This window comes from Franconibacter pulveris (genome assembly GCF_056780215.1).
Genome location: NZ_CM165555.1, coordinates 3,898,578 through 3,914,677 on the forward strand (window position 1 = coordinate 3,898,578; position 16,100 = coordinate 3,914,677).

At 50.4% G+C, this 16,100-nt stretch carries 10 protein-coding genes, 1 tRNA gene and 1 pseudogene; 5 read left to right on the top strand and 7 right to left on the bottom strand.

What is annotated here, in order from left to right; all coding sequences use genetic code 11:
• From rpsU to ACU4F7_RS18390, 4 genes are all read left to right on the top strand, one after another.
• The gene (gene rpsU / locus ACU4F7_RS18375; protein WP_001144069.1) at positions 1–216 is read left to right on the top strand and encodes a 30S ribosomal protein S21; all 216 of its coding nucleotides are present in this window, start codon (positions 1–3) and stop codon (positions 214–216) included.
• Between the two features lie 114 nt (positions 217–330).
• Positions 331–2,076 carry a DNA primase gene (gene dnaG, locus ACU4F7_RS18380; RefSeq protein WP_029591109.1) on the top strand — a complete coding sequence of 582 codons (1,746 nt, stop codon included), beginning with the start codon at positions 331–333 and terminating at the stop codon, positions 2,074–2,076.
• Positions 2,077–2,228: 152 nt separating this feature from the next.
• A complete protein-coding gene (rpoD, locus tag ACU4F7_RS18385) occupies positions 2,229–4,067 on the top strand; it encodes an RNA polymerase sigma factor RpoD (RefSeq protein WP_029591110.1) in 1,839 nt (612 codons plus the stop codon).
• Positions 4,068–4,277: 210 nt separating this feature from the next.
• The gene (locus tag ACU4F7_RS18390; protein ID WP_029591111.1) at positions 4,278–4,703 is read left to right on the top strand and encodes a hypothetical protein; all 426 of its coding nucleotides are present in this window, start codon (positions 4,278–4,280) and stop codon (positions 4,701–4,703) included.
• A gap of 322 nt (positions 4,704–5,025) precedes the next feature.
• Here the strand turns inward: ACU4F7_RS18390 and mug are convergent, their stop codons facing one another.
• Positions 5,026–5,532 (bottom strand): G/U mismatch-specific DNA glycosylase, encoded by a 507-nt coding sequence (gene mug, locus ACU4F7_RS18395; RefSeq protein ID WP_481637500.1) that lies wholly within the window; start codon positions 5,530–5,532, stop codon positions 5,026–5,028.
• A 127-nt stretch (positions 5,533–5,659) separates the two neighbouring features.
• Between mug and ACU4F7_RS18400 the strand changes: the two genes are divergently transcribed.
• Positions 5,660–5,735 (top strand) — tRNA-Ile (locus tag ACU4F7_RS18400).
• Positions 5,736–5,882: 147 nt separating this feature from the next.
• On the opposite strand, the gene ACU4F7_RS18405 is transcribed toward ACU4F7_RS18400, so the two are convergent.
• From ACU4F7_RS18405 to ACU4F7_RS18430, 6 genes and pseudogenes are all read right to left on the bottom strand, one after another.
• The gene (locus ACU4F7_RS18405) at positions 5,883–6,188 is read right to left on the bottom strand and encodes a DUF1493 family protein (RefSeq protein WP_481637501.1); all 306 of its coding nucleotides are present in this window, start codon (positions 6,186–6,188) and stop codon (positions 5,883–5,885) included.
• Positions 6,143–6,588, bottom strand: a pseudogene (locus ACU4F7_RS18410) (STM2901 family protein). Before ACU4F7_RS18410 ends, ACU4F7_RS18405 begins: the two are co-directional and overlap by 46 nt.
• Positions 6,589–6,672: 84 nt before the next feature.
• Positions 6,673–9,921 (bottom strand): type I restriction endonuclease subunit R, encoded by a 3,249-nt coding sequence (locus tag ACU4F7_RS18415; protein ID WP_481637502.1) that lies wholly within the window; start codon positions 9,919–9,921, stop codon positions 6,673–6,675.
• Positions 9,918–11,291 carry a restriction endonuclease subunit S gene (locus ACU4F7_RS18420; RefSeq protein WP_481637503.1) on the bottom strand — a complete coding sequence of 458 codons (1,374 nt, stop codon included), beginning with the start codon at positions 11,289–11,291 and terminating at the stop codon, positions 9,918–9,920. Before ACU4F7_RS18420 ends, ACU4F7_RS18415 begins: the two co-directional genes overlap by 4 nt.
• Positions 11,291–13,651, bottom strand: coding sequence for a type I restriction-modification system subunit M (locus ACU4F7_RS18425; RefSeq protein ID WP_481637504.1), 2,361 nt, complete (start codon positions 13,649–13,651; stop codon positions 11,291–11,293). Before ACU4F7_RS18425 ends, ACU4F7_RS18420 begins: the two co-directional genes overlap by 1 nt.
• 273 nt (positions 13,652–13,924) lie before the next feature.
• Positions 13,925–14,938, bottom strand: coding sequence for a restriction endonuclease (locus tag ACU4F7_RS18430; protein WP_481637505.1), 1,014 nt, complete (start codon positions 14,936–14,938; stop codon positions 13,925–13,927).
• Between the last annotated feature and the right edge of the window lie 1,162 nt (positions 14,939–16,100).

Genomic DNA, 16,100 nt, shown 5'->3' on the forward strand with positions numbered 1-16,100 from the left:
ATGCCGGTAATTAAAGTACGTGAAAACGAGCCGTTCGACGTAGCACTGCGTCGCTTCAAGCGTTCCTGTGAGAAAGCAGGTGTTCTGGCGGAAGTTCGTCGTCGTGAGTTCTATGAAAAACCGACTACCGAACGTAAACGCGCCAAAGCTTCCGCAGTGAAACGTCACGCGAAGAAACTGGCTCGCGAAAACGCACGCCGTACTCGTCTGTACTAATTCCCTGAGGGGACGCTCCCCTCAGCGACAGACCGAGTAGTAGTTGTAGAGGCCGTGCTTCCGAAAGGAATGCGCGGCTTATTTTCGTTTATGGACTGATAAAAAACGGGGCTTATGGCTGGACGAATCCCACGTGTCTTTATCAATGACCTGTTGGCTCGCACCGATATTGTCGACCTGATTGATGCGCGCGTGAAGCTCAAAAAACAGGGCAAGAATTACCATGCGTGCTGTCCTTTCCATAACGAGAAAACCCCCTCTTTCACCGTAAACGGTGAAAAACAGTTTTATCACTGCTTCGGCTGCGGCGCGCACGGCAACGCCATCGACTTTCTGATGAACTACGACAAGCTCGAGTTCGTGGAAACCGTCGAAGAACTGGCGGCCATGCACAACCTCGAAGTGCCTTATGAAGCAGGCAACGGCCCAAGCCAGATTGAACGCCATCAGCGCCAGACGCTGTACGAGCTGCTCGACGGCCTGAGCGCGTTTTATCAGCAAGCGCTGGCGCAACCGGGCGCCGAACCCGCAAGGCAGTATCTGCAAAAGCGCGGGTTGAGCGAAGAGGTGATCCGCCATTTCGCTATCGGCTACGCGCCGCCGGGCTGGGATAACGTGCTTAAGCGCTTCGGCGGCAACAGCGAAAACCGCAAATCGTTAATCGATGCGGGCATGCTGGTGACCAACGACCAGGGCCGCAGCTACGACCGCTTCCGCGAGCGGGTGATGTTCCCCATTCGCGACAAACGAGGCCGCGTGATTGGCTTCGGCGGACGCGTAATGGGCGATGCCCTGCCGAAGTATCTGAACTCTCCGGAAACCGAGATTTTCCACAAAGGCCGCCAGCTGTATGGCCTTTATGAAGCGCAGCAAAGCAATCAGAACCCGCCCCGCCTGCTGGTGGTGGAAGGGTATATGGACGTTGTCGCGCTGGGCCAGTATGGCATTAACTACGCGGTAGCTTCGCTCGGCACGTCGACGACCGCGGAGCATATCCAGATGCTCTTCCGGGTGACCAATAACGTCATCTGCTGTTATGACGGCGACCGTGCGGGCCGCAGCGCCGCATGGCGCGCGCTGGAGACCGCCCTGCCGTACATGACCGACGGCCGTCAGCTACGCTTTATGTTTCTGCCCGAGGGCGAAGACCCGGATACGCTGGTGCGCAAAGAGGGCAAAGCGGCGTTTGAACAACGAATGGAACAGGCGCAGCCGCTTTCCACTTTCCTGTTCAACAGCCTGCTGCCGCAGGTGGACTTAAGCTCGCCGGACGGCCGCGCGCAGCTCAGCACGCTGGCGCTGCCGTTAATCAGCCAGGTGCCAGGCGAAACGTTGCGTATTTATCTACGCCAGGAACTTGGCAACAAGCTTGGCATTCTGGATGACAGCCAGCTTGAGCGGCTGATGCCCAAACAATCGGATAATGCCCAATCGCGCCCGGCGCCAGCGCTAAAACGCACAACCATGCGTATACTGATAGGGTTACTGGTGCAGAACCCCGAGCTGGCGCCGCTGGTGCCGTCGCTCGCCGGGCTTGATGAGAGCAAATTACCCGGCCTCGCGCTTTTCGCCGAGCTGGTAAATACGTGTCTTTCTCAGCCTGGTCTGACCACCGGGCAGTTGCTTGAGCATTATCGCGGCACAAAAGAGGCCGCTACCCTTGAAAAACTCGCAACCTGGGACGATATAGCAGATAAGGATATTGCAGAAAAAACGTTCACGGACTCGCTGGACCATCTTTTCGATTCAGCGCTGGAATTGCGATTAACGGAATTGATCGCCCGCTCGCGTACCCATGGGTTAACGCCGGCGGAGCGTGAAGAAGTTCGCGTGATAACTGAAGCACGCGCTAAAAAATAAATTTCCGCGGCTTAATTGCCGATTATATATCGGGACACCCCCGAAAGCCGCATGCCGGGCAGCGGCAACAAAAGAAATTAGCCCGCAATGCTATTGTTGGCGGCAACGCCTACCGACACCAACCCTCATGAAATAAGTGTGGATACCGTCTTATGGAGCAAAACCCGCAGTCACAGCTGAAGCTTCTTGTCACTCGTGGTAAGGAGCAAGGCTATCTGACCTATGCTGAGGTCAATGACCATCTGCCGGAAGATATTGTCGACTCCGACCAGATCGAAGACATCATTCAGATGATCAACGATATGGGCATCCAGGTAATGGAAGAGGCCCCGGACGCCGACGATCTGATGCTGGCGGAAAACACAGCGGACGAAGATGCTGCCGAAGCCGCCGCGCAGGTGCTTTCCAGCGTGGAATCTGAAATCGGGCGTACCACCGACCCGGTGCGCATGTACATGCGCGAAATGGGTACCGTTGAACTTCTGACGCGTGAAGGCGAAATCGACATCGCTAAACGCATCGAAGACGGCATCAACCAGGTACAGTGCTCTGTTGCAGAATACCCGGAAGCGATCACCTATCTGCTGGAGCAGTACGATCGCGTAGAAGCAGGCGAAGCGCGCCTGTCCGACCTCATCACCGGCTTTGTCGATCCGAACGCGGAAGAAGACATGGCGCCGACCGCCACCCACGTTGGCTCTGAACTCTCTCAGGAAGAGATGGACGACGACGAGGATGAAGACGAAGAGTCTGACGATGACAGCAGTGATGACGACAACAGCATCGACCCGGAACTGGCGCGCGAGAAGTTTGTAGAGCTGCGCACCCAGTACGAGGTCACCCGCGACACCATTAAAGCCAAGGGCCGCAGCAATGCCGCCGCTCAGGAAGAGATCCTGAAGCTGTCTGAAGTGTTCAAGCAGTTCCGTCTGGTGCCGAAGCAGTTCGATTACCTGGTGAATAATATGCGCGCCATGATGGACCGCGTGCGTACCCAGGAACGCATCATCATGAAGCTGTGCGTTGAGCAGTGCAAAATGCCGAAGAAGAACTTCATCACGCTCTTCACCGGCAACGAGACCAGCGAAACCTGGTTCAACGCCGCTATCGCCATGAACAAACCATGGTCTGAGAAGCTCCATGAAGTGGCGGAAGATGTGCATCGCAGCCTGCAGAAGCTGCAGCAGATCGAAGAAGAGACCGGCCTGACCATCGAGCAGGTGAAAGACATCAACCGTCGCATGTCTATCGGCGAAGCAAAAGCCCGCCGTGCGAAGAAAGAGATGGTGGAAGCGAACCTGCGTCTGGTGATTTCTATCGCCAAGAAATACACCAACCGTGGTCTGCAGTTCCTCGACCTGATTCAGGAAGGCAACATCGGCCTGATGAAAGCGGTGGATAAGTTTGAATACCGCCGTGGCTATAAGTTCTCTACTTACGCCACCTGGTGGATCCGTCAGGCTATCACCCGCTCTATCGCCGACCAGGCGCGTACCATCCGTATTCCGGTGCATATGATTGAGACCATCAACAAGCTCAACCGTATTTCGCGCCAGATGCTGCAGGAGATGGGCCGCGAGCCGACGCCGGAAGAGCTGGCCGAGCGCATGCTGATGCCGGAAGATAAAATCCGCAAGGTGCTGAAAATTGCCAAAGAGCCTATCTCCATGGAAACGCCGATTGGCGACGATGAAGATTCGCATCTGGGCGATTTTATCGAGGATACCACCCTCGAGCTGCCGCTGGACTCCGCGACCACGGAAAGCCTGCGCGCCGCCACGCACGACGTGCTGGCAGGCCTGACCGCTCGCGAAGCGAAAGTGCTGCGTATGCGTTTCGGTATCGACATGAACACCGACCATACGCTGGAAGAAGTGGGTAAACAGTTCGACGTTACCCGCGAACGTATCCGTCAGATCGAAGCGAAGGCGCTGCGCAAGCTGCGTCACCCGAGCCGCTCTGAAGTGCTGCGCAGCTTCCTTGACGATTAATCGTCTCTCTGATTAAGCCCTCCTCGCGAGGGCTTTTTTATTCCTGCTTTTCCTCCGCCCTGCCCTTTACGTTCATTTCTTATGTGAGCGCGTTAATTACTTAAGCAAAAATCATTTGTCAGACTTATGTTTCATAATGTAATTTCCCTCTGTTTGAGCCAATCGAACCGGCTTCGTGTGTTTTTTAACACAGCAAGGGACCCCATACGAATGAAAAAAATGATGCTCGTGACGCTTTGCGTCGTTCTGGCAGGCTGCGTAAATAAATCTCAGAAACCCACTTCTCTGGTTACGCCCGCGCCTGCTCAGCCTGCCGCGATAGCGCCGCAGCCGCCAGCGCCGCCTGCCCGCACCGAGCCGGATAATAATGGCCTGATGGCGCAGGAGACCTGCCGCAAGGAGCTTGAAGCCCTGCGGGCCTACGGGCCGCGCACCTACAACCGCTACGCGGGCGAGATGGCGACACTGACTGCGAAAACCAGCAAGTTTCTCTCAGTGAAAGAGGATTTGAACCCGCGCATCAACGATATCGTGATGAGCGCTTACCAGTCTCGTATGCAGACGCTGTGCTACAAGATTGAGACCTCGCTCGGCCAGATGCTGGTCGACCAGGCCACAGCCAGCCTCGCTGACTAACATAAAAAACCGCCTCTTAGCAGGCGGTTTTTTTTAAGGGATGCGTGGCGGTTATCGCTTATCACTTCTGCAGAACGCGTCAGCAAAGCGCTGCCTGCTATGACTGGCTTCATAGGGTACTCACGTCGCAGGACGGGTCAGCGAAGCGCTGCCCGCCATTGCTGCTTCATACGATATCCACGTTGCAGGACGGGTCAGCTAAGCGACGCCTGCCGTCATAAACAACCTTCCCTGACGTTTTCCCCTCTCTCCCTTCGGGAGAAGGTCGGGGTGAAGGAGACATGGTTTAGCAGAACAAAAAGCGTAGCGCCTTCGTCCTCTACTATCGTCCGCGCATGGCCAGCGCCTCGTCCAGCTCGCGATAAGACTCCACCAGCTTGTCCAGCGAAGCGCGGTTTAACCCGCTAGGGTTCGGCAGCACCCATACTTCCGTTTCGCCAATGGTTATAGCCTGCTTTCCCCACTTCACGCCGCGCTGGCTGAACGCCTGCTCAAACGCTTTTTTGCCCAGCACCGCCAGCGCCTGCGGCTGGTACTGCTCTATCTTTTTTACAAGCAAACGCCCGCCCTCGTGCAACTCCTGCTTTGCCACCTCGCTTGCCTGCACCGTGGGGCGCTCAACCAGCATGGTAATGCCGCAACGGGTATCCAGCAGCTCATGCTCTTCTTCGGGCTTGAGTTGCCGTTCGGTAAACCCGGCCTGATGGATAACCTTCCAGAAGCGGTTGCCCGGATGGGCGAAGTGATATCCGGTGTGCGCCGACGACTTGCCGGGGTTAATTCCACAAAAAACCACGCGCAGCCCTGGCGCGATGAGATCGGTAATCATATTCCTGCCCTGATAACTTACGGATTCCTAAAGTATAAAGCCTGGCAAGCAGGTTGCTTAGAAAAACAGCACCCGTTACCGCTTAGGCTGGATTGGCATCGCCACTTCCTTTATAATCCAGCGCCACGGCCCCTTAGCTCAGTGGTTAGAGCAGGCGACTCATAATCGCTTGGTCGTTGGTTCAAACCCAACAGGGGCCACCAAATTTTAGCTGTAAAATCATGTAATTAAGCCACCTCGCAAGGGTGGCTTTTTTGTTGGCTCAGATTTAATTGGCAGCAAAATGGCGCCAGACGCTCAGAGATGCCATTAGCCATTGGGTGGATGTTCGCTTAGCTTCGCCGGTTGGACTAATCAAACAACCATTTCCCGACGCGTGCAGACTCGATATACATCGCTATGGTCAACGGTTTTTGATCTTTACTTTGCGGCTTACGAGAGGGGAAAGATCTCGTTTTCCAGGGATAGTAATTACTTAAAGAAAAACGGGCTGGCTCAACATCAAAGTGGCTGAAGAATTTCTCTGTCATTTCAGCTACATCATCAGCCTCAAAAAATTCTTGCAGCGTAGCACTATCATTAATTTCAACCTTTCTGAACAGCGTCGTGACTAAAGGCAAATCATCCTTAATGAACCGCCTGACCTCATTATCCATGATGTTGTTAACCCTGTTTTATCCTCCGGACATACGAGCAGATTATACTGGTGAACAATCCTGAAACTAATTTGAGCAACATCATTAGCAAGGATAACCCAGCCAAATACAGATACTGCCCGACCAACAAAAGCGCCCAAATTATTAACACAGAAAATTTTAAGCCCGCGCATGGTAAAAGACTTACAAGTCAAAGTAGGGAGTATGCGTTTTTTAAAAGTATACGAGAGATGCTTACGGAAGAGGATTGAAGCGCGCGATGTACCCCGTGTTGCCGTTCTGGGTTTACCTGGTACATCAATACTGTTGTTACCGAGGAAAAGCGTAGCAACGCCTGTGCTGACAGGTTTGAAAGACCATCAAAATAATAGGTACCGTTTATCTCTTCCACTGTATCCATCAGTTTCTCCTGGTAAAGTTAAACGTAACAATACGGATAAAAAAAGCCATGAAGTTAGTAACCTCATGGCACCTTTATAGCTTGTTATGCCCCTTTCAACATATCAAACACCACGCGGGCAAAGCCTTTCGCCAATTCAGGGTTAGAAAGGTATTGCATCATCATCTCTTGCTGGGCGTCATTGCTGTCCATAACGGCATCATCAATGGCTTTCGGGAAATCACCCAGCATCGCCTGTTCGCGCGTATTGTTAGCAATCTGGGTCATCACCGCCTGGTTTTCTGACAGCTTGTCGCGCACCGCGAAGGCGTAATTGATCATGTCTTTATCGGTCAGATTATCGGTCACGAACAGGTCGTTAAGGCGAGCCAGGATATTCGACAGAAACTCTTCTTTCTTGTCCTTCGGCTTTGCCGTACCGACATCATTACCCGGTTTTATTTTGTAGTCTTCAGCATCTTCTTGTAGCTTCAGATGCTGTTCATGGAGCTTCGACAGACGGTAATGGCTCATCTCCACGTTGCTTAAATCAATCTCGTCTTCTTCGATACGCTGTTCATGCAGCAACGGACGCAGATGGCGAGCAAACAGGCTCAGCTTTTCCAGGTTTTTGTCGTCGTAATCGACGATTTGCGACATAAACTCGTAAAAACGAACAAAGCTGCCGAGATCTTTCTTGAAGATATCCAGCTTACTTTTTTCTTTCTCGCACTCTTTGAAAGTGTTTTCCGCATTAGTAATCAGCACAACATCGCCGGTCTTCTTGGTGCGTTCAAACATCTCTTTGGCCAGCACATAGGCATCAATCGCTGAAGTGTAACGTTGTTTCCAGCGCTGTACCGCGGGCTTGCAAATATTGCTGATCGCCGCATTGGATTTGTTTTTGCTGAAGAACGCATCGCAGAACTGCTCTACTTCGTTCCACAGGAAGATGCCGCTGGTACGCAGCTTTTCAAACAGTTCAAAGACGAGTTGCGGGTCACTGACATCCGTCAGTTCCGCTGTCTGGTAGTACGGCTGGAAAGCACCCAAAATCTCGTCGGGTTCGTTGTAAAAATCGAGCACAAAGGTTCCGGACTGCGCTTTTCCTGGATAGGTACGGTTCAGGCGCGACAGTGTCTGTACACACTCCACGCCCCCCAATTTTTTATCCACATACATGGCGCACAGCTTGGGCTGGTCAAACCCGGTCTGGAATTTGTTCGCCACCAGCATCACCTGATAGTCGTCGGTATCAAACGCTTTGCGCATATCCCGGCCTTTCAGGCCTGGGTTCATATTGATTTCGGTGAACTTCTGGTGAAGCAGCGCAAGGCTGTTGTGGTCATCTTCATGGAATTCCACTTCCCCGGAGAATGCCACCATTGCGCTTATCTTGTCGTACTTTTGCTCGGCGATGTATTTATCGAACGCCAGCTTGTAGCGCACCGCCGCTTTACGCGAACTGGTCACCACCATCGCTTTGGCCTGGCCAGCCAGTAAATGCATCACATGCTTGCGGAAGTGCTCAACAATCACCTTCACCTTCTGCGACACGTTATGATCGTGCAGCGAGACCCACTGGTTCAGTTTGATCTTCGCTTTCTTGCTGTCCACTTCCCGGTCAGGATCGTCCAGCTTTTGCAGCAGCTTGTACGCCACCTTGTAGTTGGTGTAGTTCTTCAGCACATCGAGAATAAAGCCCTCTTCAATGGCCTGACGCATGGAGTAAACGTGGAACGCTTCCGGTTTGTTCGTTTTCGATGCGGGTTCCTTCGGATTAGGACGACGGCCAAACAGCTCCAGCGTTTTCGCCTTCGGCGTGGCGGTAAAGGCGTAATAGTTGAGGTTGCTGCTGCCTTTACGCGCGGCGATGGTGGCATCCAGAATATCTTCTGAAGACATCTCCACATCGTCATCTGCCTCTTCGGTCATCAGCACTTCTTTCAGCTGACGCGCCGTAGAACCGCTCTGCGAGGAGTGCGCTTCATCGGCAATCACCGCGTATTTACGCTGCTTGAGGCTGACGCTATTTTCAATCGCTTTCAGAACGAACGGGAAGGTCTGAATGGTGACGATGATAATCGGCTGAGAGTTTTCCAGCGCGCTGGCCAGCTTCTCCGATTTAGAACCGTCGCCTTCTTTGTTATTGATGCGCCCGACCACGCCATCCTGGTGTTCAAACTGGTAGATGGTGTCCTGCAGCTGATCGTCAAGCACGGTGCGGTCCGTCACCACAATCACCGAGTGGAACTGCTTCTCGCCATTTTCATCGTACAGGCGGGAAAGCTGATGGGCCGTCCAGGCGATAGAGTTCGATTTACCCGACCCCGCACTGTGCTGAATCAAGTATTTATTGCCGGTGCCTTCTACCGTGGCGGCGGTGATCAGTTTGTTCACCACGTCCCACTGGTGATAGCGTGGGAAAATCAGGCTCTCGCTTTTGTACTTCAGGCCAATGGCGTTTTCTTTTTCGACGATTTGCAGATGCACGAAGCTCGCCAGAATTTTCAGCAGATTGTCCGGCAGCAGCACCTCATTCCACAGGTAGCTAGTCGCGTAGTCGTTGGCATCTTCCGGGATGTCGTTCCCCGCACCGCCGTCATGAGTCCCTTTGTTAAACGGCAGGAAGAAGGTTTTATCGCCATCAAGTTTGGTCGCCATAAATACTTCATACTGGCTGACGGCAAAGTGCACCAGCGCGCCGCGCTTGAAGGTCAGCAACGGCTCCGGCTTGTTAGTCGCAGGGTCTTTCGGCAGGCGCGTTTTCTTGTATTGATTGATGGCGCTGTTGACCGTCTGCTTAAACTCAGACTTTAGCTCCAGCGTGGCGACCGGCAAGCCGTTAACAAACAGCACCAGGTCGATACGCCATTTCTTCGCCTTAGCGCCCGTTTCTTCAAATGCGGCATTCGACGCATGAGGGCTGTAAACCAGCTCCGGCACGATGCGGCAGATATTCTGTTTGTAGCGCGCAAGGGTTTCCGGATTGAGGTTATGTTCCGGCTTAAACTGGCACAGGGAAAAACGCGCATTATGGCTTTTGATACCATGACGCAATACGCCAAGCGTGCCATAAGTGCGTGAAAGCATATCGGTTGCGTTGATATCCGCTTTTTTTAACTGCGCCACCAGCGCATCGAGGAAATGACGCTCGGTATCGGTAGGGTAAATTTTGGCAAACTTCTCCCACTCCTGCGGCTGCGTGGTTTGCACAAAGTTCAGCGCATCGTGCGTGTAAAGCGCACGTTCGCGATCGTAGCCGTCCGTTTTGCCACGAACCCAGCCTTTTGCTTCCATTTGAGCGATTATGTTATTCTGGAAAATCAGCTCTTTGGTGCTGTCCATGCTCATGCGGTGGCCTCCTGTGGCTCCTCAACATCCCGCGTGTCCGGGGCAACCCAGTCGCGGACGTCAATTTTTCCGGTGACGACGGCGGAGATCAGGGCGGTGCGGCGTTCCTGGAGAAGATCAATTTGATGAGAAGCAATATTTTCAAGTTGAGAATATTGGTGTTCTATTTTTTCAATCTCTTCAACAATCACATCCTGCTCTTGTCTGGACGGTACAGGCATGATGATCCTTCCTAACTCTTCAAAATACAGACGAAGTCTCATTTCCATAATGCCCCTAGACCATCGTTTGAATTCTCGCTGTGTCAACTCTAATCTGAAGAGGTAATGATAGAACTTGGGGTTTATGTCTTTCACTTTTCTTAAAATATCATATGCAGGGCTAGTCACCCCATCGTAATTAGAAAAGCCCACAGCTCCCATCCAGGCAAGCAATTTATTAACGATAATATCACCCTGTCTAACCTTCCAATATCCATCAGTAGTTGATGCTTTATTACCTTTCGGTTCCAAATCTTTTCTAGGGGCAACACCGATAGCTGTATAAACTGATAAAAGCTCGTAGTCGTTATTTATTTCAGCTGGTTCTGCAACAAGTCTGAAAAGACGTTTAGTCGGTAGTGCTTGCCAATGGCTGGGCACTCCCCCCAACCACTCAACACCAGAATCTTTCATCGGCACATCAGGGTTTAGCCCTTTGGTGACGGCATGGCTAATCACTGCCTGACGTTTTTCTTTCAACAGTTCAATCAGTTGCTGTTGCTTCTCGATCAGGTTGTCGATTTTTGCGGTCTCGTGATCGAGGAATGCAGCAATTTGCGCTTGTTCATCTTTTGATGGAAGCCATATTGAAAGATTTCGTAATATTGCTTGAGTGATACTAAATACTTTGACCCCTTTAACTGCATGCCGTACTTGCGATCTTAACTCTTTGCAATCCAAGAGATAAGCATAGAATCGGCTATTCTCCCTTTCAAATGGTCGTGCAATAATTGTGTGGTATCCAGCAAACGTCACTGTATCACTCACTAATTGCGTAAAATTCCCGGATCCATCTATATCTTCTGACGTATCAGCAAAAACAATATCACCTTTAGCCAATAATGAGTTAGAGTTATCTTTGAGATATTTATCACTAACACACTTTAAAGTGTGAATTTCTGGATCAACTTCGAAACCATATTTCGAGTGTACTTCCCCATAATTCACACACGGAATGCCTTCATCCTGAAGATGCTCTTTCGTGATTGTGAGCCCTTTACCAAAAACAAATTGGTAACGAAGTTTACTAATTTTCCAGTGCTCAGGAATCGCCTTCAACCACTCAACCCCAGATTCCTTATACTCCGGATACGCCTTATACTTAGCCATCAGGAATGTACCTCCTGCAGCAGCTTCATAATCTCGGCGCTGACCGCATCCAGATCGGCATCAATCTCTTCTAACGGACGCGGTGGCTGATAGACATAGAAATGGCGGTTAAATGGAATCTCATAACCGACAATCCCCACCTCATTATCTTTCGCGTCGCGCTTATCGGCGTTGATCCACGCGTCATTCACGTGCGGCAGAACTTCAGACTCGAAATAGTTTTCAATCAGGTCGCTGGTAGACACCGCCGGGTTCAGCGGCACGTTTTCGTTATCGCGCAGCTCGCCGTCCTGCTCAAACTCCACCACCTTGCCTTTGTATTCAAATGCGCCGTATAGCGGCTGAGCGGTTTCTTTCAGTACCTTCTTCACCACCGGCTCGGCATCTGGGTTTTTAGTGATGATGGCATCGATAAACTGCTTGTTCTCTTTCGCATCCAGCTTCACGCCAGCGGTTTTGATGGCCCCTTTCAGGGTCAACTGGAACTGGTTAAAGTCATTGCTAACCTGCGTTTTCCCACCCGTCTGCATCCCCAGAGCCATCTGAATCTGCTGCGCTTTTTCCATTAACTCACGCTGCGCCAGCCACAGTTTGCTGTCGAGCAGGTCTTTAATCTGCTTCTCTTTCAGCTCGGCAAATTCGGCTTTGATGATGGCGCGCGCTTCTGCCTCCAGTTCGGAGAAATCACCGTAGCTATCCTCCTGCCACTGGGATGCGAACTCTTCATAAAGACGTTCCATCGGCGCGTTAAACGGCTTCGGCGCAAAGCGCAGCGTCGCAATCGCCTCATCCGTCACCTGAGCGGATAAACGCAGCGGGCGCTCAATGGTCAGACGGCGATAACCAAAATCGGTGATGTTAAAGATTTTGCTGGCGAAGGTTTTCGGCGCTTCGGTTTTTGCGGTGGCAGGCTGACGGCCACGACTGGATTTTTGCTCAGCGGCTTTTTCCAGACCAAGCTCTTCCAGAGTTGTGGCATCCACCACCTTAAAATCACCGAAGGTCTGGGTGATCAGCTTGATGTCGTCATCGCCCATCAGGTTACGCTTGGAACCCAGTGATTTGCGCATTTTGCCGCACAGGTTGGTGCCATCAATCAGCTGTACTTTGCCTTTACGCTCAAACGCTTTCTTGTTGGAGAGGACCCAGATATAGGTGGCGATGCCGGTGTTGTAAAACATATCGGTTGGCAGCGCGACGATGCCTTCCAGCAAATCGGCTTCCAGAATGTAGCGACGGATTTCGCTTTCGCCGCTGCCAGCGCCACCGGTAAACAGCGGAGAGCCGTTAAGGATAATGCCGATTCGCCCGCCCTGAATCTGCGAACCATCTGTATTTTGTACGTCCCGCATTTTGCTGATGAGGTGCATCAGGAACAGCAGCGAGCCGTCGGAAACACGCGGCAGGCCCGGGCCAAATCGACCGTTAAAGCCTTTCTGCGTGTGCTCGTTGTTAATCTCACCCTCGATCTTTTTCCAGTCCACGCCAAACGGCGGGTTCGACAGCATGTAATCGAAGTGATCGGCGGGAAGCTGGTCGTTAGAGAGCGTGTTGCCAAGCTTGATGCGGCTGACATCCTGCCCTTTGATCAGCATATCCGCTTTACAAATGGCGTAGGACTCCGGGTTCAGCTCCTGGCCGAAGGCGCGCATCACCGCTTTCGGGTTCAGCTCGTGCACATATTCCATGCCTGAAGAGAGGAAACCGCCGGTCCCGGCCGTCGGGTCATAAATGGTGCGGATGATACCGTCCTGCGTCAACGCTTCATCATCTTCCATAAATACCAGTGAGGTGGTCAGACGCACGATATCGCGTGGGGTAAAGTGCTCACCGGCGGTCTCGTTGGAGCTTTCCGCGAAACGGCGGATAAGTTCTTCAAACACCAGGCCCATTTCGTAGTTTGAAATCGCTTTCGGGCTGAGATCGGTGGTGGCAAATTTCTTAACGACTTTGTACAGCAGGTTGGCATCTTCCAGCAGGCCGACAAACTCACTGAATTTGAAGTGTTCGAAGATTTCACGCGCGTCCGGGGAAAACGCCTGTACGTAGCTTTCGAGGTTGGCTTTGATGTCGTTCTGCCCCATCTTGCCAAGGTCCATCTTCGAGGTATTGAAGAAGGAAAGCCCGCTGGCGCGCAGCAGAAACTTCTCTTTGGCATCTTCCGGCAGTGTGCTGGTTTTTAATTCATCATATTTCGCCACCACCGCATCTTTGGTCTCCGCCAGCACACACTCAAGACGACGCAGCAGCGTAAAGGGCAGGATCACGCGCCCGTACTGAGACTGTTTGAAGTCACCGCGCAGCAGATCGGCAACCGACCAGATAAACGCAGCCGTTTGAGAAAAGTTAGTGTTAGTCATGAAGCCCTCGGGGAGATCACAGCCGTACTGCAAATATGCAGAGGCAAGAATTCAGTTTTGGAATGCATTGCGCAAAATGATACCTGCTAAGAGGTCTATCGCAAACGATACAGGACAAAGAAATGAATACTGCGAGTGAAAAAACAGTTGGGGAGAGCGGTGGATGTGTCAGGTTAATGTCCATCTACATTCAATGAGACTAATAAACGCTAAATGCCAGATAAAAAAGCCGCCCTTAGGCGACTTAATCATGCATCTTAACTGCTGTCGAAACTAAGTTTTGGCGGGGATATAGGTTTTCTTGAGAGGCACCAGCAGTTTAGTATCAATATCGACTTGCTCATAGTTTTCGATAAGCGCTCTGACAAGGTCATCCAGCGTCCAAAGCGTCAGCGGTATCGTCGAACGATCGGCTTCATATCGAGCATCCTTAGTGAAGCCACCAGTACTGACATAAAGCCCACGATCGTCTTTATGACGGCCGCCAATAAAGCTACGGATTTGCTGACTTCCCATCTGTTCTCTGCGGTGTTTTACCTCAACGATAATACGCGGATTTTCAAAGCCAAATCCATCAGGTGAAGCGATAATGTCTTTACCCCGATCGGCTCCAGCGGGAGACACCTGAGTTTTATATCCCATACTGCGTAAGACGCCGGCAACAAGGTCCTGCATCTCATCCCAGTCGAGTGAGTTGATACGATCTTTAATCCCCTCAAACGCAAGCATTTCCATATCACGAAGCGGATCTGAAATAACTTCATCCTCATCCATTCGAACTGGATTCTGAGTAATAACGTCTACTGTCGGTTTCTTATCCTGTAAAAGCTCTACTAATGCATACTCTGGAAGCTGGAAAACTGTCAGCGTAGAGCCCAGTGTATTTTTGGTCGTAACAGACAAACGATCGCGGTCGATTTCTTCAGTATTCCATTTAACCTGCCGAGCAATCCCCATCCCCTCCTCCACCCATTCTGGATGATATTGGAAGTCGGAAGTAACTTTGCCTAACAGATAAGTACGATTGGCTGGCGAATAGGTAATAACCCAATCACCCCTTTGGATTTCATTAACAAAACGCCAGACCTGTGATGCGCCCGAACGGGCACTTCCCAGCTTCATTAAGGGATCTACTTTCTGGTATAAGGCGAGTAACTGGGGTCGGGACAGGCCGGGTTTGACCAAAGGAGCCAGTTGCGACCAACCAATACCTACGATTTTTTTATCGCGAAAATCGTCATAGAGTTTGCCGCCATCGCCGCGAATCATCCACATTCTGTTACCCATACCTGTCCCTTATGCGGAAAAGAAATTTAGCTGGATCATAAGCTTGTTAGCTGCAGGCGTCAAAACGCACTACAGCGGATACCCAGACATCCAAGAATTTATACAAGAATAATTATTTTAAATGATTCACCCTAGGCTATCTGTAATAATATTTTTTTCGAGAAATGTGTAAGTTGTCACGTTAGGATAAGGACAAACAAAACGAATATTATCGTCAAAAATGTCACTATAGAAGTAAAAACCCATTATATCACTTTCGGGTAAAATTTCTCTCATGACCATTAACGGAAACATTTTGGTTACACTTATATTTTCATTGACTGCTAAATCACCATGTGCAAGATATAGCTCTCCGGATATCATAGGCTCAGAAGTCTTGAATTGCGTAGTTTTACTCGGATTAATCCCTAACCCTTTAAGAACCTCAACTTCATTCAAAAATCCACTTCCATCGAATTTTGCTTGAATTGGTTTTATAAGAGTGGTTAATTCAAAAAACTCTCGACATTCAAGTTGCATACGATTAACCAAATTCTCAACAACCTCTTTTGTTGAACTTACAGCTGCGGCAGAGGGTAATCCTCTATGAGAAATATCATTTCTTAGCTCAGTGGCTTCACGGAGAATCTTTACAATTTCGTCACTACATATCAAACTGACATTACCATCACTTAAATCAAATAGATTCTTATAGTCGTTAATTCTATTATGACTAAAAGCCATTGTAATATCTGGCAAGTCTTTTTTCTTTTTACAAAAGTATTCTCTTGACGGTTTTTTATGCCCAAAAACAAATGAAACAAAATACAAGCCAATATATTCAAAAAATTTTATAAGAGACTCACATCGTTCTCTATTATTAAATTTTGACTCTGCTAACTCCCACAGGATGGCTAAAGGAGTAGGCAGCATTGCTGAGAATTCTTGTTCATATCTATGCGCAACTCTTTGATATGGTAGTAATTGTTCTTGTGCTGAGATAAAATTTGAAAAAACAGATTTTTTAAGTAACGAGACTCGAGCTAATACTGCCTCACACTCATTCCAAAGCTCTATTAACCCTGACTGATTACCTACGGTTGGAAGCAAGAACTTCGCATTTAACCATGCTGACATTGATGATATACTTCTTGAATATATGGAAGGTGATTTGAAATTATTT